This is a genomic window from Chitinophaga barathri (genome assembly GCF_003807585.1).
GTDB classification, from domain to species: domain Bacteria; phylum Bacteroidota; class Bacteroidia; order Chitinophagales; family Chitinophagaceae; genus Chitinophaga; species Chitinophaga barathri.
On sequence record NZ_RMBX01000003.1, the window covers coordinates 395,724 to 416,204 of the forward strand.

23 protein-coding genes and 3 tRNA genes are annotated in these 20,481 nt (G+C 50.6%); 9 read left to right on the forward strand and 17 right to left on the reverse strand.

Annotated features, from left to right (window positions below; genetic code table 11):
- Positions 1–17: 17 nt before the first annotated feature.
- Positions 18–824: a helix-turn-helix domain-containing protein gene (locus EG028_RS07400; protein WP_120514969.1), complete on the forward strand. Its 807-nt coding sequence runs from the start codon at positions 18–20 to the stop codon at positions 822–824.
- A gap of 70 nt (positions 825–894) precedes the next feature.
- The gene (locus EG028_RS07405) at positions 895–1,524 is read left to right on the forward strand and encodes an NAD(P)H-dependent oxidoreductase (protein WP_120514970.1); all 630 of its coding nucleotides are present in this window, start codon (positions 895–897) and stop codon (positions 1,522–1,524) included.
- On the opposite strand, the gene EG028_RS07410 is transcribed toward EG028_RS07405, so the two are convergent.
- Positions 1,521–2,456: a sugar phosphate isomerase/epimerase family protein gene (locus EG028_RS07410; protein WP_120514971.1), complete on the reverse strand. Its 936-nt coding sequence runs from the start codon at positions 2,454–2,456 to the stop codon at positions 1,521–1,523. The genes EG028_RS07405 and EG028_RS07410 overlap by 4 nt on opposite strands.
- Before the next feature lie 108 nt (positions 2,457–2,564).
- Complete coding sequence (locus EG028_RS07415; RefSeq protein WP_120514972.1) at positions 2,565–3,443, reverse strand: NAD(P)-dependent oxidoreductase; 879 nt, start codon at positions 3,441–3,443, stop codon at positions 2,565–2,567.
- 138 nt (positions 3,444–3,581) lie between these two features.
- On the opposite strand from EG028_RS07415, the gene EG028_RS07420 reads away from it, so the two are divergent.
- Entirely contained in the window at positions 3,582–3,947 is a 366-nt protein-coding gene (locus EG028_RS07420) for a winged helix-turn-helix transcriptional regulator (protein WP_120514973.1), read from the forward strand.
- Between the two features lie 51 nt (positions 3,948–3,998).
- Here the strand turns inward: EG028_RS07420 and EG028_RS07425 are convergent, their stop codons facing one another.
- The 9 genes from EG028_RS07425 to sufB all read right to left on the reverse strand — a co-directional run bounded on the left by EG028_RS07425 (position 3,999) and on the right by sufB (position 11,925).
- Positions 3,999–5,150 (reverse strand): hypothetical protein, encoded by a 1,152-nt coding sequence (locus tag EG028_RS07425; protein ID WP_120514974.1) that lies wholly within the window; start codon positions 5,148–5,150, stop codon positions 3,999–4,001.
- A gap of 184 nt (positions 5,151–5,334) precedes the next feature.
- Positions 5,335–5,787, reverse strand: coding sequence for a YciI family protein (locus EG028_RS07430; RefSeq protein WP_120514975.1), 453 nt, complete (start codon positions 5,785–5,787; stop codon positions 5,335–5,337).
- Between the two features lie 52 nt (positions 5,788–5,839).
- Positions 5,840–6,310: a GAF domain-containing protein gene (locus EG028_RS07435; protein WP_120514976.1), complete on the reverse strand. Its 471-nt coding sequence runs from the start codon at positions 6,308–6,310 to the stop codon at positions 5,840–5,842.
- A 44-nt stretch (positions 6,311–6,354) separates the two neighbouring features.
- Complete coding sequence (locus EG028_RS07440; protein ID WP_120514977.1) at positions 6,355–6,663, reverse strand: DUF59 domain-containing protein; 309 nt, start codon at positions 6,661–6,663, stop codon at positions 6,355–6,357.
- A gap of 6 nt (positions 6,664–6,669) precedes the next feature.
- Positions 6,670–7,101: a SufE family protein gene (locus EG028_RS07445; protein WP_241559047.1), complete on the reverse strand. Its 432-nt coding sequence runs from the start codon at positions 7,099–7,101 to the stop codon at positions 6,670–6,672.
- A gap of 13 nt (positions 7,102–7,114) precedes the next feature.
- Positions 7,115–8,359, reverse strand: a complete 1,245-nt coding sequence (locus EG028_RS07450; RefSeq protein ID WP_120514978.1) for an aminotransferase class V-fold PLP-dependent enzyme — start codon at positions 8,357–8,359, stop codon at positions 7,115–7,117.
- A 12-nt stretch (positions 8,360–8,371) separates the two neighbouring features.
- Complete coding sequence (gene sufD / locus EG028_RS07455) at positions 8,372–9,691, reverse strand: Fe-S cluster assembly protein SufD (RefSeq protein ID WP_120514979.1); 1,320 nt, start codon at positions 9,689–9,691, stop codon at positions 8,372–8,374.
- A 3-nt stretch (positions 9,692–9,694) separates the two neighbouring features.
- Positions 9,695–10,462, reverse strand: a complete 768-nt coding sequence (sufC, locus tag EG028_RS07460) for a Fe-S cluster assembly ATPase SufC (protein WP_120514980.1) — start codon at positions 10,460–10,462, stop codon at positions 9,695–9,697.
- Positions 10,463–10,479: 17 nt separating this feature from the next.
- Positions 10,480–11,925 carry a Fe-S cluster assembly protein SufB gene (sufB, locus tag EG028_RS07465; RefSeq protein WP_120514981.1) on the reverse strand — a complete coding sequence of 482 codons (1,446 nt, stop codon included), beginning with the start codon at positions 11,923–11,925 and terminating at the stop codon, positions 10,480–10,482.
- Between the two features lie 209 nt (positions 11,926–12,134).
- On the opposite strand from sufB, the gene EG028_RS07470 reads away from it, so the two are divergent.
- Together EG028_RS07470 and EG028_RS07475 are read left to right on the forward strand one after the other, a co-directional pair.
- Positions 12,135–12,776 carry a helix-turn-helix transcriptional regulator gene (locus EG028_RS07470; protein WP_206614358.1) on the forward strand — a complete coding sequence of 214 codons (642 nt, stop codon included), beginning with the start codon at positions 12,135–12,137 and terminating at the stop codon, positions 12,774–12,776.
- A gap of 65 nt (positions 12,777–12,841) precedes the next feature.
- Positions 12,842–12,915 (forward strand) — tRNA-Lys (locus EG028_RS07475).
- Between the two features lie 62 nt (positions 12,916–12,977).
- On the opposite strand, the gene EG028_RS07480 is transcribed toward EG028_RS07475, so the two are convergent.
- The 5 genes from EG028_RS07480 to EG028_RS07510 form a co-directional block, all read right to left on the reverse strand.
- On the reverse strand, positions 12,978–13,967 hold the full coding sequence (locus EG028_RS07480) for an erythromycin esterase family protein (RefSeq protein ID WP_120514982.1): 990 nt from the start codon (positions 13,965–13,967) through the stop codon (positions 12,978–12,980).
- 164 nt (positions 13,968–14,131) lie between these two features.
- A tRNA-Ile gene (locus EG028_RS07490) sits at positions 14,132–14,204 on the reverse strand.
- Between the two features lie 173 nt (positions 14,205–14,377).
- Positions 14,378–14,451, reverse strand: a tRNA-Pro gene (locus tag EG028_RS07500).
- A gap of 497 nt (positions 14,452–14,948) precedes the next feature.
- A complete protein-coding gene (locus EG028_RS07505; RefSeq protein WP_120514983.1) occupies positions 14,949–15,503 on the reverse strand; it encodes a hypothetical protein in 555 nt (184 codons plus the stop codon).
- A gap of 6 nt (positions 15,504–15,509) precedes the next feature.
- Positions 15,510–16,016 (reverse strand): hypothetical protein, encoded by a 507-nt coding sequence (locus tag EG028_RS07510; RefSeq protein WP_123864593.1) that lies wholly within the window; start codon positions 16,014–16,016, stop codon positions 15,510–15,512.
- Between the two features lie 342 nt (positions 16,017–16,358).
- On the opposite strand from EG028_RS07510, the gene EG028_RS07515 reads away from it, so the two are divergent.
- Entirely contained in the window at positions 16,359–16,610 is a 252-nt protein-coding gene (locus EG028_RS07515; RefSeq protein WP_120514987.1) for a hypothetical protein, read from the forward strand.
- A 57-nt stretch (positions 16,611–16,667) separates the two neighbouring features.
- On the opposite strand, the gene EG028_RS07520 is transcribed toward EG028_RS07515, so the two are convergent.
- Positions 16,668–17,915, reverse strand: a complete 1,248-nt coding sequence (locus EG028_RS07520) for a PQQ-dependent sugar dehydrogenase (protein WP_120514988.1) — start codon at positions 17,913–17,915, stop codon at positions 16,668–16,670.
- A gap of 261 nt (positions 17,916–18,176) precedes the next feature.
- Between EG028_RS07520 and EG028_RS07525 the strand changes: the two genes are divergently transcribed.
- From EG028_RS07525 to EG028_RS07535, 3 genes are all read left to right on the forward strand, one after another.
- Positions 18,177–18,977: a hypothetical protein gene (locus EG028_RS07525; RefSeq protein ID WP_120514989.1), complete on the forward strand. Its 801-nt coding sequence runs from the start codon at positions 18,177–18,179 to the stop codon at positions 18,975–18,977.
- A 203-nt stretch (positions 18,978–19,180) separates the two neighbouring features.
- Complete coding sequence (locus tag EG028_RS07530) at positions 19,181–19,699, forward strand: hypothetical protein (protein ID WP_120514990.1); 519 nt, start codon at positions 19,181–19,183, stop codon at positions 19,697–19,699.
- Positions 19,700–19,780: 81 nt separating this feature from the next.
- Entirely contained in the window at positions 19,781–20,293 is a 513-nt protein-coding gene (locus tag EG028_RS07535) for a hypothetical protein (RefSeq protein WP_120514991.1), read from the forward strand.
- The last annotated feature ends 188 nt before the right edge of the window (positions 20,294–20,481 follow it).

A 20,481-nucleotide genomic window follows, 5' to 3' on the forward strand; every position in this document is an offset into this window, starting at 1 on the left:
GTACTTTTATATCCTGTATGGAACAACAGGAAAAATATTTGAATGGGAGAATACCCGTGCCCGCCAACTGGGAAGAGGTATTCTCCCCTTTTTATTTCGCCGCGAACACAGGCAGCACGCCCATCCGCAAAACGCTCGTGCCCTCGTTTCAGACCATCCTCGTGTTCAGCTTCGGCAGCCCCGCCATTGTGCACCTGCCGGACAGGGATGTGAGCGTATCCACCAGCATCGCCATCGGCCCGTTAAAAACAGCGCTGGAATACACCCTGCCGCCCGGCAATGAAATACTGGTGGCCAATTTCAAACTGGATTCTTTTTACCGCCTCTTCGGGCAAAGCCTCCAGGGCCGTGGTCAATACCTCAAAGACCCCGACGCGCTCGTCAAAGGGCACTGCTTTTCTTCCCTCTGGACTACGCTGAACAGTACGCCGGACAACGAAAAAAGAGTGGAGCTGATCCTCGATATGACCGCCAGTTACCTCCGCGAAAGAGAAAACGCCTCGGAAGACATCATCCGCAACCAGGATACGCCGCTGAACCCCATAAAAGTGATCGCGGGCGAATCCGGGCAAAGCGAAAGGAACGTACAGCTCAATTACCAGAAATATCTTGGCTTCAGCGCGAAGGAAGCCCACCGCCACCGCCGCTTCCTGCGGGCCGTGGAGCTGCTGAACAATATGGGCACGCCGGACTGGTTCGAGATCATAGACGAATGCGGGTTCTATGACCAAAGCCACCTTATCCGCGATTTTAACCACTACCTGGGCATCTCCCCGACGGAATACCTCCGGCTGCGGGAAGACGTATGCCTCGCAGGCGGCTGAGCCGTTTCGTTTTCTTACAATACCGCTCCACCGTGCCGGCCTAGTTTTGTGACAGTAAAAACTACTGATCATGAAACATCTCATCATTTACGCACATCCTAACGCACAAAGCGTGAACCATCACCTGAAAGAAACCGCCGCCGCAGCCATCCGCAATGCGGGGCATGAAGTGGAGGTAAGAGACCTGTATGCCCTCGGCTTCGATCCTGTATTGTCGCTGGAGGATATGCAGGGGCAGATGACAGGGCAGCACAAAAAAAGTATCGCCGAAGAACAGGCGTATCTCAATTGGGCGGACGCCGTTACGTTTATTTATCCTATCTGGTGGACCGGTATGCCGGCTATCATGAAAGGTTATATAGACCGGGTGATGACGTACGGCTTTGCCTACCGCTACGACAAAGGCGTACAGAAAGGGCTGCTGAAAGGTAAAACGGCGTATATCTTCAACACCCATGGCAAAAGTCATGAAGAATACCAGTCCATCGGTATGGATAAGGCGCTGAAGCTTACTTCAGACACGGGTATTTACACCTATTGCGGGTTTGAGGTAAAACAGCACCTGTTCTTCGACCGCGCGGACAAAACCAATGCGGAGATCATCGCAGGCTGGGCAAAAGAAGTAGCCGGCGCATATGCGGAAACGCCCTCGCTTCAAGGAACGGCACATTTGGAAACAGCGGCCTGCGCCATCGTTTAGCCCATTGCTTTGCGGAGCATCTCCACGCTTTTCTGCACACCGCTTTCCGCGGCTTCTTTGCCTTCAAACTCAATGGCGATATAACCGCGGTAATCTGCTTTGCGAAGTATCTGGATGATGCGGGGATAATCGAGGTCGAGGGTATACCACTCACCGCCGCCGTAATACGTCTTGGCCTGCACAAAATTAGCGTAGGGCGCTACCTGCTCCAGCTTGTCATAAGGGTTCTCAAGGAAGTTGCCCGTGTCCATCAGCACACCCAGCCAGGGACTGTCTATCGCCTTGCGGATGCGCAGCAGGCCTTCCGGTGTGCTGGTGAGGCCCCAGTGATTCTCCAGCGCCAGCAATACGCCGCATTCCGCCGCTTTGGGCAGGCACTTTTCGATACTGTCTATACACCATTTAAAAGCATCGTCCTCCGTATACCCGGGGATAGGGCTTTCCACGCCACGGGCTTTCATCAGGTCATCGAACGACTTGATAGTGCCCCAGCGGCCGGAGTTGAGCCTGATGGCGGGGATGCCCATTTTGTAGGCCAGTTCTATGCAGCGGATGGTATGATCGATATCCTTTTGGCGTTCGGCAGCGTCCGGGGACACGAAGTCCTGGTGGATGGAAAGGCTGATAAGGTCCACACCGTTGAGGAAGGCATGCCGTTTCAGCTTTTGCAGGTAGGCGTTGTCTTCGTTGTCCATCTGCCGGTGCAGTACGTCCACTCCTTCCACGCCCAGCCTCGCGGCTTCGTCTATCACTTTTTCGATGGGCACTTTGGGCGTTCTGAAATGCCAGTACGAATAGCTGGAAATAGCCAGTTTAAACGGGTTTGTTTTGGCGGGAGCGGCCGCGGTGGCCTGTACCGCGGCAGAAGGCAGGCCCAGCAGGGCTGCGCCGCCCAGGCTGTTTTTCATAAAGGAGCGTCGGGTTAAGCTCATAGGAATTTGATTTTGGTGGTAAGGAAAATACATCTTTTACATCAAAGATGGTAGCATAAAAAAAGGCGGTATGGGAAATACCGCCTGTACACAACTGTTTCTAATCGTTTAGCTGGCACGCAAAACTTTCATCACGGCGGCGATTTCTTCCGAGCCATACCCCGCAGCGTCCGCCCTTCTCAGCAGGGAAGCCGCCAATGCGGGAAATTCCGTATTGATACCCGCCTCGATGGCTGCCTGCTCTATTCTCGCGGTGGCTTCCACGGAAATGCGCAGCGGGCTCTCCCCGATCGTATAGTCGTTCGTATGGATCTTGTTGCCTTCATATTTCAGGAACTCGCCGAAGGTAGGTGTGATGCCCGCCACGATATCCCCGAATTCATTCACCGGCAGGCCTTCCGCCTCCATCACTCTCGCTCCGTGGAAAAACCCGATGGACGAACCGTAGATGTAGGATAAAGTAGCAAGGTCCACCGTAGGCGCGGCCGCTATATTTTCACCGAGATTGCTGATGCCTCCGCCAAACACTTCCAGGAGGCTGTATACGGATTGCAGCACCTGTTTGTTCCCCGACACAAGGATCGGGGTATCGGGCCTGCCCATCTGGCTGGGAGCGGCCTGTATGGCCCCGTTGACATAGCCTGCGCCATTTACGGTAGCCCATTCGAGTGAGCTGCGGGCTTCTGCGGGGCTGATGGTGGTAAGTTGCAGCAGCGTGCGGCCTTCCAGCACGGCTTCTACTTCGGGTGTATGGAGAATGGCCACAGTGGCTTTGTAGTCATATACGCAAATGACGGTCACGGGGCTGGCGGCAATGGCGGCGGCGGCGCTTTCGGCCAGTACCACGCCCGCTTCCACGAGTTCTTTCGCTTTGTCCGCGCTGCGGTTCCATACGGTTACGGTATAACCCGCCTGGAGCAATAATTTGGCCAGGGTCACACCCATTGCGCCTAAACCGATAACGGTGATTTTTCCTTTCGTTGTCATGATCTTTGTTGTTTTTGTTGACACAAACTTCCAACGAAAGGAGCAGGAAAAAAATAAGGGAAGAATTATTCCCACAGGGAAAATTTCTTCCCCGTCATATATTATTTCGGTAACATTGTGTGATAAAAACCATGCAAAATGTACGAGCGTAAAATACCGGAAGACCTTGACTGCGGCATCAATGTGACCATGAAAGTGCTGAGCGGGAAATGGAAACCGTGTATCATAGACAGCATTCACCGCGGCATCCGCAGGCCCGTGGAGTTGCACGCGGCTATTCCCGCGGCCGCTCCCCGTGTGATCAATATGCAGCTGCGGGAGCTGGAAGAATTCGGCATCGTTACCAAAAAAGTATACCCGGACAGCGTGCCGCTGAAAGTGGAGTATTATCTCACGCCCATGGGCGAAAGCGTCATGCCCGTTGTCACCGCGATAGACAAATGGGGCACGGCGAATAAGGATTATGTGGTGGGAGTTTGCAGGGCGATGGAATCGGTGGAATGATCCTTACGGCAGGGCCTGCCATAAGGATCATTGTGTTTATTGGTTACCTGGTTATTTTTTCTTGAGTGCTTCTACTTCTTTTTTCAACTCGATGATATAGAGCGTCAGCTCTTCTACTTTTTCAAGCAGCTTCGCATTCATTTCCACCACATCGATCCCGTCTCTTTTTACTTCTGCTTCCGTAGGAATGCCGGGGAGATGTTTGTGCTGGTGGATGTATTGCTCCAACTCCAGCAGGCCCGGGCGCTGATGGGCCGCAGAAAATACGTGGTCCGCCCAATTGGGTACGCTCGTCACTTTTATTTTACGTGCGCCGACAGTACCTTCCACTGCGAGTTTGTAATCCCCTGTAACGGTCGTGCCGATGCCCACGCTGCCGGAAGTGACGCGCAGGCCATCACCTGTAATGTTTACAAAACTTTTTGTGTAGCCTGTACCAGGCTCCAGTAAAATACCGGTTTTCCAACCAAGGCGCAACTGCTGATAGGCTGGCGCGGCCCATGCCCCGGCGGTTCTGTGAATGCCATATTCTGTGGGATTCGCGGTAGCATTGTACCAGGAAATACCAACCGGAAGATCATTGAGCGATACATCCGGAAGACTGAGGTTGTTAGAGGTAGTATAAGTACCGAGGCCCAGCTGCCCCGCAATTACGCTTCTTCCTGCGTCCCGCACCACCAGCCTTCCGCCGATAGAAGGGCCCTGGTTATTTACGTATCCGTCTACCCCTGTTTTATGCCCATAACTGGCACCGATCGTTGTCACATATGGGCCTGGGACATATACGGTTGCCGAAATCTGGTAATTGCTTTTTATGTAATAGGAAAGTCCTCCTCCTCTCAACCAGACTACCATCACCAATGCGCCATTACCGGTGGTCGCGTCCGCGTAACCCGCAATGAAATCCGCGTAGGTAGCACCAGGAGCAGCAGACCTGATATCCGCATCAATGAAATTGGAGCCGTGCCCCCAGTTGGACATGTGGAAGCGGAATTTCGCAATAATGGAGCCTGCATTGGTAAAATTCGTATGCATAACTGAACGGCCAATCTCCAATTCTGTCGCTGTATTTGCGGCCCATCCCCAGTCACGGAAAGTAACAGGATAGAACTTGTCGGCATCACCGCCAACCATAAAAGATGTATCCTGTGCAAACAGCACCAGCGGGCAGCAGCATAAAAGAATAGCAATGATCTTTTTCATCTGTAAAGGGATATGTAGCCGCCGGGAAGGCGGCAGATTAACAATATTGGCCGTAAATATAGATGCTTGCAATGGGATAACAAAATAACTGCAAACCAGTATTCTGCACACGCCGCTTATGCTGCTTAAGCGGAGGAGTTATGCCAGCCTTTGCATTGCTTAACGCTGAAAGAATAATATTTTATTAAGGTTTCGTCTGCTCGATCTGCGCGTGGTATTCAAGGTATTTCGGCAATGCCGCGGAGCCATACCAGGGATATATTTCAGCTTCCAGCATCTTTGAGCTGATCGCCGGATCGGTTTCCAGCAGAGCTTCTGCTTCTTCTTTTGTTTTAACGGAGAGCACAAAAATGCCACGGTATTGTTTGTCGTTTTTGCCAAGAGGGCCCGCTATGACCAGCTTTCCGTCTTTCACCAGTTTATCGATATTGGCCATATGGCCCTTAAATAGTTCAGTCACTTTCTCTTTGTCCGTCAACTGGTTGCTGCCGGTTTTGAGGATCACCAACTGGTACATCTTCATGCCGTACTGGTCCGCGCCCAGGCTGTCCGCCAGCGCTTTGTTGAAGGTGGCCGTCTGTGCCTGCGTGGAAATACCACAGGCGATCATCAGCAGTGATAACAGGAGTAGTTTCATGATGCGGGATTTGAGGTTGATAATATGAAGGTATATAAAATCGGGATATGCATTATTCGATCCAGCTCACTATTTCTTCGAGGAACTTTTTATCCGTTTCGTCAAACCCATTCAACTCCACACTGTCCACATCCAGCACGCCAAATACTTCGCCGTTCCTGATCAGCGGTATTACGATCTCCGAGCGTGACAGGCTGCTGCAGGCGATGTGCCCGGGGAATTTCTCTACATCCGGCACGATGAGTGTCGCGGCCTGCTCCCAGCTGGCGCCGCACACGCCGCGTCCTTTGCGGATGCGCGTACAGGCCACAGGGCCCTGGAAGGGGCCTAAAACGAGCTCGTTTTCCTTCACGAGGTAAAACCCCGTCCACAGCCATCCGAACTGCTCTTTCAGCGCGGCGGCGATATTGGCGAGGTTCGCCACCTGGTCCGGCTCACCGGTGATGAGCGCCTTGATCTGCGGGAGCAGCGAGGCGTATTGTTCTTCTTTGTTTCCTTTGATAATGCTGAGATCTTCCGCCATATCCGTATAAATAAAAAGACGCCTGGGAGCGTCTTCAGTGGTTATTATAAAAATCCTAATTCAAGTTTTGCTTCTTCGCTCATCATGTCTTTGGTCCAGGGAGGGTCAAAGGTGAGCCTTACGTCCGCGCTGCTTACGCCGGGGATGGCGGATATCTTGGTGTTCACTTCCTCCATGATACTGCCGGCTACGGGGCAGCCGGGGGCGGTGAGGGTCATGATCACCAGTACTTTGTTGTCGTCTCCTATTTCTATTTTATATACAAGACCGAGGTCGTAGATATTCACCGGGATCTCCGGGTCATGTACGGTACGGAGCGTTTCCTCCACCTGATCTCTGAGTGTTGTTTCCATTGTTCGTCAGTTTTGCAATGATTTCGCCTGGTAACCGATAGCGTACAGTTTGATCTGTTTCAGCATGCTGAGAAGACCGTTGGAGCGTGTGGGCGAAAGATGGCTGGTGAGGCCGATGGCATCTATGAAGTAAATTTCCGCCTCCGCAATATCCTTCGGGGTCTGACCGCTGAGCACCTGTATCACGAGGCCCACAAGGCCTTTGGTGATCACGGCGTCGCTGTCCGCGGTAAATACCAGTTTGCCGTCCGTCAGTTCCGCATGCAGCCATACTTTACTCTGGCAGCCTCGGATGAGGTTATCGTCTGTTTTGTATTTCGGGTCTATCAGCGGCAGGTCCTTCCCAAGCTGGATGATGTATTCGTACTTCTCCATCCAGTCCCCAAACACCTCAAAGTCTTCTATGATCCTGTCCTGTTGCTCTTTGATAGTCATCATCCTTAGGTTTTGTTTATCCCAGCAAAGTTACGGCTTTATGCACACCTTCCACGAGGCGGTCTATATCCTCCGTATTGTTGTATACCGCCAGGGAGGCGCGTACGGTGCCGGGTATGCCGAACCGGTCGCAGAGCGGCTGGGTGCAGTGGTGGCCGGTGCGTACGGCAATGCCCTGCTGGTCCAGCAGTACGCCCACATCGGAGGGATGCGTGTCTCCCACAAGGAAAGAAATAGCGCCGCTGCGATGTTCGGCTTCGCCAATAAAACGCAGGCCGGGTATAGCTTTCAGCTGGGCGATAGCATACTCCGTAAGCTGGTGTTCGTAGGCGCCGATGCGGTGAATGCCGAGCTTTGACGCCCAGGCAACGGCCGCGCCGAGGCCGATGGCTTCACAGATGGCGGGAGTGCCGGCTTCGAACTTCAGCGGAGGTTCGCTATAAGTGGTCTTTTCGAAAGTCACATGTTTGATCATATCGCCGCCGCCCTGGTACGGGGGCAGTTTGTCCAGCCAGCTTTCCTTGCCGTAGAGGATGCCGATGCCGGTGGGGCCGAACAGTTTGTGGCCTGAAAGCGCCAGGAAGTCCACATCCAGCTCATGTACGCGGATAGGGATGTGCGCGGCTGCCTGCGCGGCGTCCAGCATTACGGGAATGCCCTGTTCATGCGCCAGTTCGATGATCTCTTTTACCGGGTTCACTGTGCCCATGGTGTTGCTCACCCAGGCAACAGATACCAGTTTCACTCGCGGGTTCAGCATGGAGCGGAACACGTCCATTTCCAGCTCACCCTTATCGGTGATGGGAATTACTTTCAGCTTTGCATTTTTCTCTTCACAGGCCAGCTGCCAGGGCACGATGTTCGAGTGATGCTCCATGGCGGAGATGATCACCTCGTCCCCTTCTTTCAGGATATCTTTCCGGAAACCGTTGGCTACTAGATTGATGGCATCGGTGGTGCCTTTGGTGAACACCACTTCGTGATGATGCGCGCCAATAAAAGCGGCCACCTGGTGGCGGGCTGCTTCATAGGCCGCGGTGGCCTGCTGGCTGAGGGTATGGACGCCACGGTGCACATTGCTGTTGTACATGGTATAATACTCCTGCATGGAACGGATCACGGATACGGGCTTCTGCGTGGTGGCCCCGTTGTCCAGGTACACGAGCGGGCGGCCGTTCACCGTTTGTTTCAGGATCGGAAATTCGTTCCTGATCAGGTCTTGCTCCTGCCAGATGATATGTTCGGCTGTAGTGGTTTCCATGTTATTCCGTTTTTAGTTGTTGGTCGCAACAGACAGGTATCTTGAAGCGATCTGCTCCACCTGTTTGCGCACGGCCGGAATTTTAACCTGGGCGGTCACGTCGAATGCGAATGCTTTCACCAGCATGTTGCGGGCTTCCGCATCGCCAATGCCGCGGGCTTTGAGGTAGAACAGCGCGTCCTCGCTCACCTGCCCGATGGTAGTGCCGTGAGAACATTTCACGTCGTCCGCAAATATTTCCAGTTGCGGTTTGGTGTAAATGTTGGCTTGTGGGGAGATGACCAGGTTGTTGTTCTGCTGGAAAGCGTTGGTTTTCTGTGCGTCTTCATGCACATAGATCTTCCCGTTAAACACGCCGGTGGCCTTGTCCATCATCACGCCGCGGTACAGCTCATTGCTTTCGCAATGGGGCATACGGTGATCCACGGAAGAGTGATTATCCACCAGCTGGCTGCCTGAGGCGATGTAGAAACCATACAGATGGGTTTCGGTACGTTCGGCGTCCAGGGAGATGTTCAGGTTATTACGCACCAGGTCGGATTCCGACAGGGTGAATGTATAGTTGTTGTAAAGGCTTTTGCCCAGTTGCTCCACCATCGTCTGGTTGATGAACCTGAGCTTGCTGCCGCCGGTCTGGAGCTGGTAATGGCTCAGCTGTGCGCGTTCGGCCACTACGGCTTCGGTCACGCTGTTCACCAGTACGGTGCCTTCCAGGTCAAACGCCGCCGCCGATTCGATCAGCTGGGCGTAAGAACCTTCGTTTGCCACCCAGAGATGACGGGGGTTCACGAGCAGGTTGCCGTTGTTGTGATACAGGTGGATGATGTGGATCGGTTGTTCCACCTGTGCTTTTGTTTTTACTTCAATAAAAAGACCGTCATTGAACAGGGCTGTGTTCAGCTGTGCAAAATGATGTTCTTCCAGTTTTTTGCTGTTGTTGAAGTACTGCGTATAGGCCGGTAAAGCAGCTGCTTCGCTCATTTTGGAAACAGTCACCTGTGCGGCGGGGGGCAGTATGGACAGCGGTTGCTGCAATACACCGTTCACCAGCACGAGGCGGTAGGTATCGGGCAGCAGCAGGCCGGTGGCTTCCAGCTGGGCGGCGGTGATGGAAGGCGTTGCGGGGAGGGCGATGCTCAGGCCGTTTTTGAAGTAAGGAACCACGTTGGTGTATTTCCAGTCTTCGGTTTTAACGGTCGGTATGCCACCCAGCGCCTGGAAACGGTCCAGGGCTGCTTTCCTGCCGGGCCAGCCAGCATTGCCGAACTGTGCGGTGAACAGGGCGGGCAATGTTTCGGCGAATGATATATTATTACTAGTAGTAGTGGTCATGGTTTATTGTACGGGTTCTTCTAAACGGATGTCTTCTTTCAGCCAGTCGTATCCTTTTTCTTCCAGTTCCAGCGCCAGTTCTTTGGTGCCTGATTTCACGATACGGCCGTTGTAGAGTACGTGTACAAAATCCGGAACGATATACTCCAGCAGGCGCTGGTAGTGCGTGATAATGATGAATGCATTGTCTTTGCCACGCAGTTTGTTCACGCCGGCGGATACGATGCGGAGGGCGTCGATGTCCAGGCCTGAATCCGTTTCGTCCATGATAGCCAGTTTGGGTTCCAGCATGGCCATCTGGAAGACGTCGTTACGTTTCTTTTCACCACCGGAAAAACCTTCGTTCAGGGATCGGTTCATGAGGTTTGCGTCAAATTCCATGAGTTTCTGTTTGGATTTGAGCATGTCCAGGAACGCTTTGGCCTGCATCGGGGGCTGGCCATGATAAGCGCGGATCTCGTTCACCGCGGTTTTCAGGAAGTTGATGTTGGAAACACCGGGTATTTCTACCGGGTACTGGAAGGCAAGGAAGAGGCCTTCGCGGGCACGAACTTCAGGGCTCATGTCCAGGAGGTCTTTTCCATCGAAATCCACGGAGCCTTCTGTCACTTCATACGCTTCCCTTCCGGCCAGTACGGAGGCCAGGGAACTTTTACCGGAACCGTTTGGCCCCATGATGGCGTGTACTTCGCCCGCTTTCACATTCAGATTAATGCCTTTCAGAATAGCATTTCCTTCTACTGCAGCATGCAGGTTCTTGATATTGAGCATTTCTTTGTTTGTTTATGTTATCCAACACTGCCTTCCAGCGTAATGGATAATAATTTTTGCGCTTCCACGGCAAATTCCATGGGCAGCTGGTTAAGTACTTCTTTTGCGTATCCGTTCACGATCATGTTCACCGCCTGTTCATTATCTATACCGCGCTGGTTGAGATAAAACACCTGGTCTTCCCCGATCTTGGAGGTGGTGGCTTCGTGCTCCACCATCGCCGTGTTGTTTTTGGATTCGATGTAAGGGAAAGTGTGCGCGCCGCAACGATCGCCGATCAGCAGGGAGTCGCACTGCGTGAAGTTACGGGCGTTGGTTGCGTTCGGGCCTACTTTTACCTGGCCGCGGTATGTATTGTGACCGTGACCGGCGGATATGCCTTTGGAAATAATACGGCTCTTCGTATTTTTCCCGATGTGGATCATTTTGGTACCGGTATCCGCCACCTGTTTGTTCGCGGTAACGGCTACGGAATAGAACTCACCGATGGAATTGTCGCCCTGGAGGATCACGCCGGGGTATTTCCAGGTGATGGCGGAGCCGGTTTCCACCTGCGTCCAGCTGATCTTGGAGTTCTTGCCTTTACAGATGCCGCGTTTGGTCACGAAGTTGTAGATACCGCCTTTACCGTCCTTGTCGCCGGGGTACCAGTTCTGAACGGTGGAGTATTTGATCTCGGAATCGTCCAGTGCGATCAGTTCCACCACTGCTGCGTGCAGCTGGTTTTCGTCGCGCATGGGGGCGGTACAGCCTTCGAGATAACTTACGTAACTGCCTTCATCGGCAATAATGAGCGTGCGCTCAAACTGGCCGGTGTTTTTGGCGTTGATGCGGAAATAAGTGGATAATTCCATGGGGCAGCGTACGCCTTTTGGAATATATACAAAGGAGCCGTCTGAAAACACAGCGGAGTTCAGTGCGGCGTAGATATTATCTGCCTGGGGCACCACGGTGCCGAGGTATTTTTTTACCAGCTCGGGGTGTTCCTGCACGGCTTCACCGAAAGAGCAGAAGATGATACCCAGCTCGTGCAGTTGCGTTTTGAAGGTGGTGGCTACGGAGATACTGTCAAATACAGCGTCTACCGCTACGCCGGAAAGCATTTTCTGCTCTTCGAGGGGGATGCCGAGTTTGGCGAAGGTGGCCAGCAGTTCGGGATCTACTTCATCGAGACTGTTATACTTTACTTTGTTCTTAGGTGCGGCATAGTAGGAAACGCCCTGGAAATCTACTTCCGGGAGTTTAAAGTTCTGCCAGGTGGGCATAGACAGTTTCTGGAAAAGCTGATATCCTTTCAACCGCCATTCCAGCAGCCACTCGGGCTCCTGTTTTTTAGCGGAAATGAAGCGGATAATATCTTCATTCAGCCCGGGAGGTGCAATATCCATTTCGATCTGCGTCTCAAATCCGAACTCATACTCGCGGCCTGCCAGTTCCTGCAATATGTCTTGTTCTGCGCTCATATATTTATATACTTCTCTATCAGTGAATTGGGTCTTAAAAGCTGAAAATGACCGGTAATTTGCTTCCTGTTTACGAAATCAGGGTACAAAGATAACGTGTCAGGAGCGGGAAACCTTCATTGTCAGCGGGAATTTCAGGAATGGATGATAAATTCATTGCTTGAAATCCCGACAAAGTTACGATATTTGCGAATAAAGCAAGTAAAAACTTGGAAAACTACAAGGCATATCATACCTCTTCATCAGACCGTATGCTGCTGCTGTTAAAAACCAAAGGACCGTTGAGTACCAATGGGATAGCACAGGAGCTGGGCATTACGGGCGAGGGTGCGCGGCAGCAGCTGCAGCGCCTGGCGGAAGAGGGCTGGGTGCTTTTTGAAAGTATTTCCAAAGGTGTGGGCCGCCCTTCCCTTGTCTGGAGTTTGTCAGAACGGGGCAACCGCCGTTTCCCGGACACGCATGCCGAATTGACGGTACAGCTGATCAACACCATCCGCGACGTACTCGGGGATGAGGCGCTGGGCAATGTGATCTCCGCCCGGGAACATAAAGCGCTTTTGCGTTATTACGACATTATTAAAGAAGAAGAAAGCCTGGAAGCGAAAGTGAAGAAGTTCACCGAGCTTCGCAGCCGCGACGGCTACCTGGCCGAATACCGCCGTGAAGGCGAGGGATTTGTGATGATAGAGAACCACTGCCCTATCTGCGCCGCAGCCAATGCCTGCCATGATATCTGTAAAGTGGAACTGCAAACGTTCCAGCAGATATTCAGGGAATGGGGCACGATAGAGCGGATGGACCATGTGCTGGAAGGTGCAAGGCATTGCGCTTACAGGATACTCCCGGTATAGATTTACTTTTTGAAATTTTGAATTTTTATTTACTTTTGTGCCCTTCCGTAAAACGAAGGATAGATGACTCCCTAGCTCAGTTGGTTAGAGCTACTGACTCTTAATCAGTAGGTCCTGGGTTCGAGCCCCAGGGGGGTCACCGGAAAAACAAAAGACCTGCGCATTGTGCAGGTCTTTTGTTTTAGGTCTATTGGCTGGTCCTTACTTGTCTCCTCCCATTATCTCTGACGCAGTGGTTGTTTTTATAAATAAGATCGCATCAAAATCCACACCCGGTATGATAGGCAAGGCCCTGTCTGCCGTCCAGTTTGCGTATATATTTGTGATCTTGTTTGTTACCCCTGAAAAAGGGTTCGGCTTTATATTAAACGGGATGAACACCGTATAATGATCTGCTTTTGCAAACACCTCCGAAAACGATCCCTTTTCTGTTTCAAAGTCTTGTTTGACCAATCCATCCTCCGTTATTACAGTTACCGACCCTTTAAAAGTATCAAAACCCAATACATAAAAACCTTCGCCGAATTTTTGTTTAAGATGATACCCCATTCCCTTGAATTGAGCCATAGTTGTATCTTTGGCAATATGGACATTATGCGCCCATATGATTGTCCTGCGTTTGAGAGACGACTGTTCAGCAATGATGTTTTCAGCCATAAATTTATCCCGCTGAAACGGGTCAGATGCATATTCTTCCCGGTCAAACCCAAACACGCTGACCTTTTCAGATGGAGGCTGTTTACTATTGTACAGTTTTATAAACTGGAAAAGGTGGTAGATCTCTTCTGTATTATAAAGCACCATATCCTTCATCAGGGTTTTCAGATCACCGGTTCCATTCATTACGTATTGATTGAGCGGCCTTATGTACGATTCACTAAACTCGAAGCCTAGGCGTTTATAACCGAGGTTAAAGACCAGGTATTCAATAATCCTGCGCTTTTGGTTAAAAAACTCTTTTGTTCCATGGGATGCTTCGCCTAATCCAAATACGATGTTGTTTTTTAACTCAGCTGTAAGAAAGTGGAGGTCCGCGGTTGATACGGCCGTATCAGCTTCTATTACATATGCATTTTCATTGATCCATTTTGTACCTGCATCCTGGGAATAACCTGTTACGATACTGACGAGCAGGAGAACACAAATAGTCACACTTCTTATTATTAACATAATCTTTGGCTGATCTGGCATTTTTAAATATTATGATACTTTCACAGGTAGATGCAGATGTGTACGATCTCCATAAAAAACTGAAATACACATGAACTTCTACCCGCTGTTTTCCCGCATGGACTCGAACCACGATCTTCTGAACCAAAATCAGACGTGCTGCCATTACACCACGGGAAAATAAGTGGAAATAAAAGGGCTCGAACCTTTAACCATTACCGTATAAGGGTACTGCTCTAACCATTGAGCTATATTTCCATTTGATAGAAACCGATGTTTTCCTGCATGGACTTGAACCACGATCTTCTGAACCAAAATCAGACGTGCTGCCATTACACCACAGGAAAATAAGCGGAAATATAAGAGCCCGAACCCGGACCTGCTGATTAAGAGTCAGCAGGCCCATTATTGAGCAATAATTTCCGTATTCGTAGAGTAACCCGGGCTCGAACCGGGAACCTCCTGCTCCCAAAGCAGGTAATCTGACCAATTGATATATTACTCTAAAAACAAAGAACCCTCTCAGGCAATCCAAGAGGGTTCTTTGTTTGAAATGTTTTTATTCAATACATAGTTATCCCTCCCGACAAATCGGTTGCGGTATAAAGTTTTGTATGAATACTGTTTTCATGTTACAATGATATATTTCCACCTGCTTCTGTAGCAGGAAATGTGATCAAATGAATTATTAATCAATGAATTATCGCTAAAACAAAAAATCCCCTTAGACTTATCTAAGAGGATCTCTGTTTAAATATTATTATTCAATACATAGCTATCCTCTCCGACAAATCGGTTGCGGTATGCAGCTTTGTATGGATGTCATTTTCATGGTGCAATGATACATAACTTTTCTATTATGTGAAAATATTTTTTGCCTACCGTTCCGAACAAACGATATCATTCCCCTTCTATTAAGCCCAAACCACCCTGCTCCCGTCATCATAAAATACCTTGTATTTGACAGGCATGCCTGGAAGCGGCCGCCTGTAGTTTAGCCGTTCATTTCCCCGGCACCAATTCCACCCGATTGAGGGTATAACTGAAATTTTCATTCCCCGTCCTGAATCCTTTATTTTCATCGAGTACAAAAAGCACATTATTGTCTCCTTTAAGCAGGTACAACTTCGCCTGTATCGCAGCGGGTTCCAGTACGTATATTTCCGCTTCCTGGTCCGACGGCATACCTTTTTCCTTACTCCATTTGCCTTCCAGGTTTGTGAGCCGGTAAGAATGTCCATCCTGCCACTGTACCTCGCCGCCGCCTACAATGCGGAATTCGAAGTTAGCCGGCTGCATGGTAGACGGGTCGTGAAATAATACAAGGCGGCACTTCAGTTTTTCACAATCAGCTGCTGTTTTGAGTTTCAGCTGCGGCACTATTCCCACGCAGGGAATCCTTCCTTCAAAAGCCCCTAAAAATGAAGGCCCTTTCGGAATGGGCTGGAAAGTAATGGCCTGCCAGGGTTTATTGTCGGCTGCAGCTGTCTGTGCGATGGAAAGATGCCCCTGCAAAAGGCCGAAAGCCGTTATCGTTATGATCAGGCTAGATTTCATGGTAAATTATTTATGGGTGATCTTGCTAAGGGTATAACTCCATGCCCCGTTGCCCACCATCAGGCGCTGTTCATCGTCCAGCAGATGCAGCAGGGTGTTGTTAAGTTTTAAAAAGGAAATGATTTTGCCGGTTTGATGGTCGTGCAGCTGGTAGACAACATCACGTGGGCCGGGGCTGCCTTTTATGATGACCCAGTTGCCAGAAAGGTCTACAGACTTCTTTTTGCTGTCAAGCCCGGGAGTGCCCTGCTGAGGCAGGCCGTAGTCACAATGCAATTGGAATGTGGCAGGGGCACGCCTTTTGTCTTCATAAAGCGTCAGTTTCCATTGCATCAGTTCGCAATCTGTGCTGGTATCCATACCGGGCAAAGGCCTTGTACCCTGGCTGCAGGGCGTATTACCCACAAATACGCCCACGATGGAAGTAGATTCCGGGCTGCTCTTTTGCGAGCACGCGTTTGTGACGGTGAATAACAACAGCAAAACCGTAAGAATGGTGCCGAGTGGTTTCATGAGCCGTTTTTTTAAGTAAGCTACAATCTGTGGGTGGGCCGGTATATAAATTTACACCTGTTGACGCAAAATCTTGACAAATGGCAGGCTTCATAGTATATTCGCCCGGGGTAATTTACAAATACCCCTGCGAATACGTTGCCTATACCACCAAAACCAATTATCATCAGGGAGAAGAATACCCTTGCCGCCGTTGTTAGTTTTCTCTTTTGTAGTGTTTCCGGCATTGGTGCAACACAGATCAAAGAGACCTTTGGCAGGTGGTTGCTTTTCGGCTTTTCCGCATTTCTTCTATATGCTACCATCATTACCGGCTACAGAATATACACAAAGCCTATATGAATGATCTTCAGTGCCGAAGGTATTTTCTATAAAAAAAAGTGGATCAGATGGCGGGATATCAGCAGCTTCCATACCGAATATGATGATCGTATCGGAGATAACGGCATCTATTATATGTTAGTCTCCTTTTCAGATGGCAGAGAATACATAACCATTGATTTACCCCCGTACCTTGAAAATGCAGATATAAGAAAATACATCGCCATGTTCTCCGATAATCCCAATATCACGGATTTCGGACATTTGACCTGAAAACAAAAAGCCCCCGGGCCTATGACCTGGAGGCTTTTTTATTTAAATGAATGTAAACTACTTCTTAAATATCCGGTACAGCTTACCGCCATCCGTTACGGCGTATAAAGCACCGTCTTTCCCTTCGGTAATATCGCGGAAACGTTCTTTTTCGCCTTCCAGCAGCCTTTCCTCTCCTACTACTTTGTTATTCTCGATCACGAGGCGCGCGATGTGCGTACTGCTGAGACCGGAGATGAACAGGTTGTTCTTCCACTCAGGAATAGCGTCGCCGCTGTAGAAAGTGATACCGCTGGGAGATAACACCGGATCCCAGTAGTACACAGGCTGTTCCAGCCCGGCTTTCTGCTGGATGCTGTCTCCTACTTTTTTGCCGCTGTACTCAATACCATAAGTAATAGTGGGCCAGCCGTAGTTTTTCCCTGCTTCGACCCTGTTCAGCTCATCGCCGCCTCTCGGGCCGAATTCGGTTTCCCAGAGATCGCCGGTGGCGGGGTTAAATGCCAGTCCCTGTACGTTGCGGTGGCCGTAGGAAAAAAGTTCGGGTCTTGCATCCGCTTTGCCTTCAAAGGGATTGCCGGCAGCGGGCGCGCCATCTTTGGTAATACGTACGATCTTGCCCAAAGCAGACTTCAGGTCCTGCGCCTGCGGCCTGGTTTCCAGGTCGGAGCGCTCGCCGGTGCTTACCACCAGGTTGCCGTTATTGTCTATCAGGATGCGGCCGCCGTAGTGGAGCGTGCCTTTATAAGCGGGCGTAGCGCGATATATTACCGTGGCGCCTTCTATCGTTTTTTCGTCGGCGGAAAGTTTCCCTTTGGCTACCGATGTCAGGTTGCCTTCAGGCAGTGCTTCGGAGAATACCCAGTATACGGTCCTGTTGCTCGCGAAATCAGGGTCTACCCTGAGGCCCAGCAGACCGCCCTGGCCGGCGGAGTTCACTTTAGGAATACCGGTGATGGAATCGCTCAGTTTACCGTCCACCGTGGCGATGCGCATGGTGCCTTTTTTCTCGGTGATCAGGAAGCGGCCGTCCGGCAGGCTGGTGATGCCCCAGGGATTTTTCAAATCGCTGGTGAGCACTTTGCCTTCGTAAGCGGTGGTGCTTTTTACGCTGCCGATCCTGGTTTGACCGGGAAATGCGGGTTTATAATCGCTGTTGGCCGCTTTGGTTTCCACGGGAGCGCCGGCGCCTGTGCTGTCGGCGGACGCATCTGTGGTATTTTTAGGTGCGCTTTGACCGCAGGAGGCCAGTGCAAATACGCCTCCAAGGCAGATTACTGTCAGAAACTTGGGTTTCGGATACATATTCGTAAGAATTTTGAAATGAGATTTGACCGTTTAAATATAATCCAAGTTTCCTGAAATTTCTCCTTCCCGGCTCCGGTAACACCGGCAATTACATAAACGGCAACCGGCGGCAGTTGGCCGATGGATTTTACGTAACTTGAATCAGACAATAACCTCATAACAGCAAGCCGTTGACCCTGACCTGTATGCAATGATGGATGCCTATGATATGAAGATTGTTATCTCAACCATTCTTTTTTAAACCATAAAAACATAGTTATGAAAATCCATTCATCCCTTTTGCGGAAATCGCGGTATTTCCTGCCGGCAGCCATTTTCCTCGCCTTATGCCTGTTAATTCAATGTAAAAAATCAGAACAGCCAGCGGACGTTCCTGCCTTTGATGCGGAGAAAGCGAAAGAACACATTATCAGCGGAAGACAGGCAAATGCTTTCACCACGGAGCTGCGCACCAGCCTGGCGAGACTCGAAGCAAACAATGCCCGTCTTGCGAACAAAACCCTGTACCTCACGCCCTCCGTCCTGTTCAGCCGCGAAACGCTGGCTGGCCTCCTGCGGCAGCCCGGTGTTACAGGTGTCCGTATTTATGCGGGAAGGCTAAACAATGGGAAAACTACTTTGCTGGCTGTTGCTACAAATAACAGGGGGCAAGACATTCCCAGCCTGATCGTAAGCCCGGAAAAAACACTGGACATTACCGAAGCCAGCGCGCTGGTACACAGCTTCCGCACGAGCATCGAATCCGTCAACCCGCTGAACCTCCCGCGCTCGGAACTGTTCAACCGGGATGCCATCGCAGTATTGCTGAACAAAAAACAGGCGGCATCCGTACGGATCTATTGGGGCAGTGAAAACGGCGCAGCCTGTATGATCCTCGTGCCGGTGAATGCCGCCGGAAACGATATACACACGCGGTTGCTGGCCCGGGACGGTGAAGAAGGTGGTGATGACCCCGGAGATGAAAAAGAGCCGGGTGATGATGATGAAGCGATTGAAAGAGGCCACCGCTGCCCGCATAGCTGCGATGTGGGAGGCCCGATAGATGACGGTAACCCATAGTAGGTGGCTTAACCTGGAAAAGATTGATTTTTAACCGGTGGAATGACCTGCGCGTTAAGCGCGGGTCATTTTTATTCAAACGTTTGCATAAACAGAAAGTTCTTGTTATCTTTTTAATGCCTTAAAAAACGGCAACCCAAAGAACCCTAAGCCGGAGCCCCCGGCAATTGTCTAACTGTTAATCATTTAAAAATTCCACTCACATGAAAAAAGCCCTTTTCTTAGCAGGTTTACTGCTAACACTGGTGTTCAGCCAGGCCTTTGCCACACCCGCGCCCGTAGCCTCCCCTGTCAATCCGAAAAATCTTATCGAATCCAGCGTCAACAGGCTCTATCATCCCAGGCTGGTGCCCGTGGCCAAAATGGCCAATGGTATGTTAAAAGCCACGGTAACCAGAGGTACTGAAAAATTGATTGATGTGTATGTATGGCTCGGTTACATCAACGAGTACTCCAGCTGGCCAGGCTATTATGCGGATGTGCAGATGAGGTTCTATGAAGACCTCAATGCCACCATCCCCTATTCCACCAGCGGCCTGGAAGTAAATTACCAGATCACAGGCTTCAACGGCTGGAACAGCTACAGCGAACCAATGACGCTGTATGCTTACGGCACAGACCTGATGGTGGCCTACAACCAGGAGCTTGATTATGACGACGGTACGGTTTTCAGATGGAGGGGCTATTCCCTTCGCCCCGGTGGTTATATCCCGCTTTCCTGACTTTGTTCAAAAGACCTGTGCCCGCACGGGTCTTTTTTGTTCAAACCCGTCTCATTGTTGATCATTTAAAATTCCACCCACATGAAAAAAGCCCTTTTCTTAGCAGGTTTGCTGCTAACACTGGCATTCAGCCAGGTCTTTGCCACCTCCGCAGGCCCCTGCACCGTCAATCCAAAAAATCTCATCGAATCCAGCGTCAACAGGCTGTACCATCCCAAACTTGTACCGGTGGCCCAAATGGCTAACGGCATGCTGAAAGCCACGGTGACAAGAGGAAGCGAAAAAGTGACCGACGTGTATATATGGTTCGGTTACGTGAATGAGTACACCAGCTGGCCGGGCTATTATGCCGATGTGGAGGTGAGGTTCTATGAAGACTTCGAAGCCACCATCCCCTATTTTGCCAATAACCTCCAGGTGAACTACGAGATCATGGGGTTTGACGGCTGGGCCAGTTACAACGATCCAAGGTCGTTTTTTGCCTATGGCACCTACGTGACGGTGGCCTATAACCAGGAGCTGGATTATGATGACGGTACAGATTTCAGGTGGAAGGGGTATGCCCTCCGGCCCGGGGCTTATGTCCAGATTTAGTTAAATTCTTAAAAAGGACCTGCGCACACGCGCGGGTCTTTTTTTATGCCTTCTTTCCCTTCCGTAAAATATTCCCCCGCCCCGTTCGTCTACTGAGATAACAGCCCTAACCTGTTCCAAATGATAAAAACAATCTTAAAAGTCTTAAAACGCCTGCTGATAGGAATACTGGGCCTTCTCGTACTCCT

Excerpts from the sequence above, each read along its gene's own strand:
- EG028_RS07400 (WP_120514969.1), top strand. The coding sequence starts at position 18 with ATGGAACAACAGGAAAAATATTTGAATGGGAGAATACCCGTGCCCGCC.
- EG028_RS07405 (WP_120514970.1), top strand. The coding sequence starts at position 895 with ATGAAACATCTCATCATTTACGCACATCCTAACGCACAAAGCGTGAAC.
- EG028_RS07410 (WP_120514971.1), bottom strand. The coding sequence starts at position 2,456 with ATGAGCTTAACCCGACGCTCCTTTATGAAAAACAGCCTGGGCGGCGCA.
- EG028_RS07415 (WP_120514972.1), bottom strand. The coding sequence starts at position 3,443 with ATGACAACGAAAGGAAAAATCACCGTTATCGGTTTAGGCGCAATGGGT.
- EG028_RS07420 (WP_120514973.1), top strand. The coding sequence starts at position 3,582 with ATGTACGAGCGTAAAATACCGGAAGACCTTGACTGCGGCATCAATGTG.
- EG028_RS07425 (WP_120514974.1), bottom strand. The coding sequence starts at position 5,150 with ATGAAAAAGATCATTGCTATTCTTTTATGCTGCTGCCCGCTGGTGCTG.
- EG028_RS07430 (WP_120514975.1), bottom strand. The coding sequence starts at position 5,787 with ATGAAACTACTCCTGTTATCACTGCTGATGATCGCCTGTGGTATTTCC.
- EG028_RS07435 (WP_120514976.1), bottom strand. The coding sequence starts at position 6,310 with ATGGCGGAAGATCTCAGCATTATCAAAGGAAACAAAGAAGAACAATAC.
- EG028_RS07440 (WP_120514977.1), bottom strand. The coding sequence starts at position 6,663 with ATGGAAACAACACTCAGAGATCAGGTGGAGGAAACGCTCCGTACCGTA.
- EG028_RS07445 (WP_241559047.1), bottom strand. The coding sequence starts at position 7,101 with ATGATGACTATCAAAGAGCAACAGGACAGGATCATAGAAGACTTTGAG.
- EG028_RS07450 (WP_120514978.1), bottom strand. The coding sequence starts at position 8,359 with ATGGAAACCACTACAGCCGAACATATCATCTGGCAGGAGCAAGACCTG.
- sufD (WP_120514979.1), bottom strand. The coding sequence starts at position 9,691 with ATGACCACTACTACTAGTAATAATATATCATTCGCCGAAACATTGCCC.
- sufC (WP_120514980.1), bottom strand. The coding sequence starts at position 10,462 with ATGCTCAATATCAAGAACCTGCATGCTGCAGTAGAAGGAAATGCTATT.
- sufB (WP_120514981.1), bottom strand. The coding sequence starts at position 11,925 with ATGAGCGCAGAACAAGACATATTGCAGGAACTGGCAGGCCGCGAGTAT.
- EG028_RS07480 (WP_120514982.1), bottom strand. The coding sequence starts at position 13,967 with ATGCCAGATCAGCCAAAGATTATGTTAATAATAAGAAGTGTGACTATT.
- EG028_RS07505 (WP_120514983.1), bottom strand. The coding sequence starts at position 15,503 with ATGAAATCTAGCCTGATCATAACGATAACGGCTTTCGGCCTTTTGCAG.
- EG028_RS07510 (WP_123864593.1), bottom strand. The coding sequence starts at position 16,016 with ATGAAACCACTCGGCACCATTCTTACGGTTTTGCTGTTGTTATTCACC.
- EG028_RS07515 (WP_120514987.1), top strand. The coding sequence starts at position 16,359 with ATGATCTTCAGTGCCGAAGGTATTTTCTATAAAAAAAAGTGGATCAGA.
- EG028_RS07520 (WP_120514988.1), bottom strand. The coding sequence starts at position 17,915 with ATGTATCCGAAACCCAAGTTTCTGACAGTAATCTGCCTTGGAGGCGTA.
- EG028_RS07525 (WP_120514989.1), top strand. The coding sequence starts at position 18,177 with ATGAAAATCCATTCATCCCTTTTGCGGAAATCGCGGTATTTCCTGCCG.
- EG028_RS07530 (WP_120514990.1), top strand. The coding sequence starts at position 19,181 with ATGAAAAAAGCCCTTTTCTTAGCAGGTTTACTGCTAACACTGGTGTTC.
- EG028_RS07535 (WP_120514991.1), top strand. The coding sequence starts at position 19,781 with ATGAAAAAAGCCCTTTTCTTAGCAGGTTTGCTGCTAACACTGGCATTC.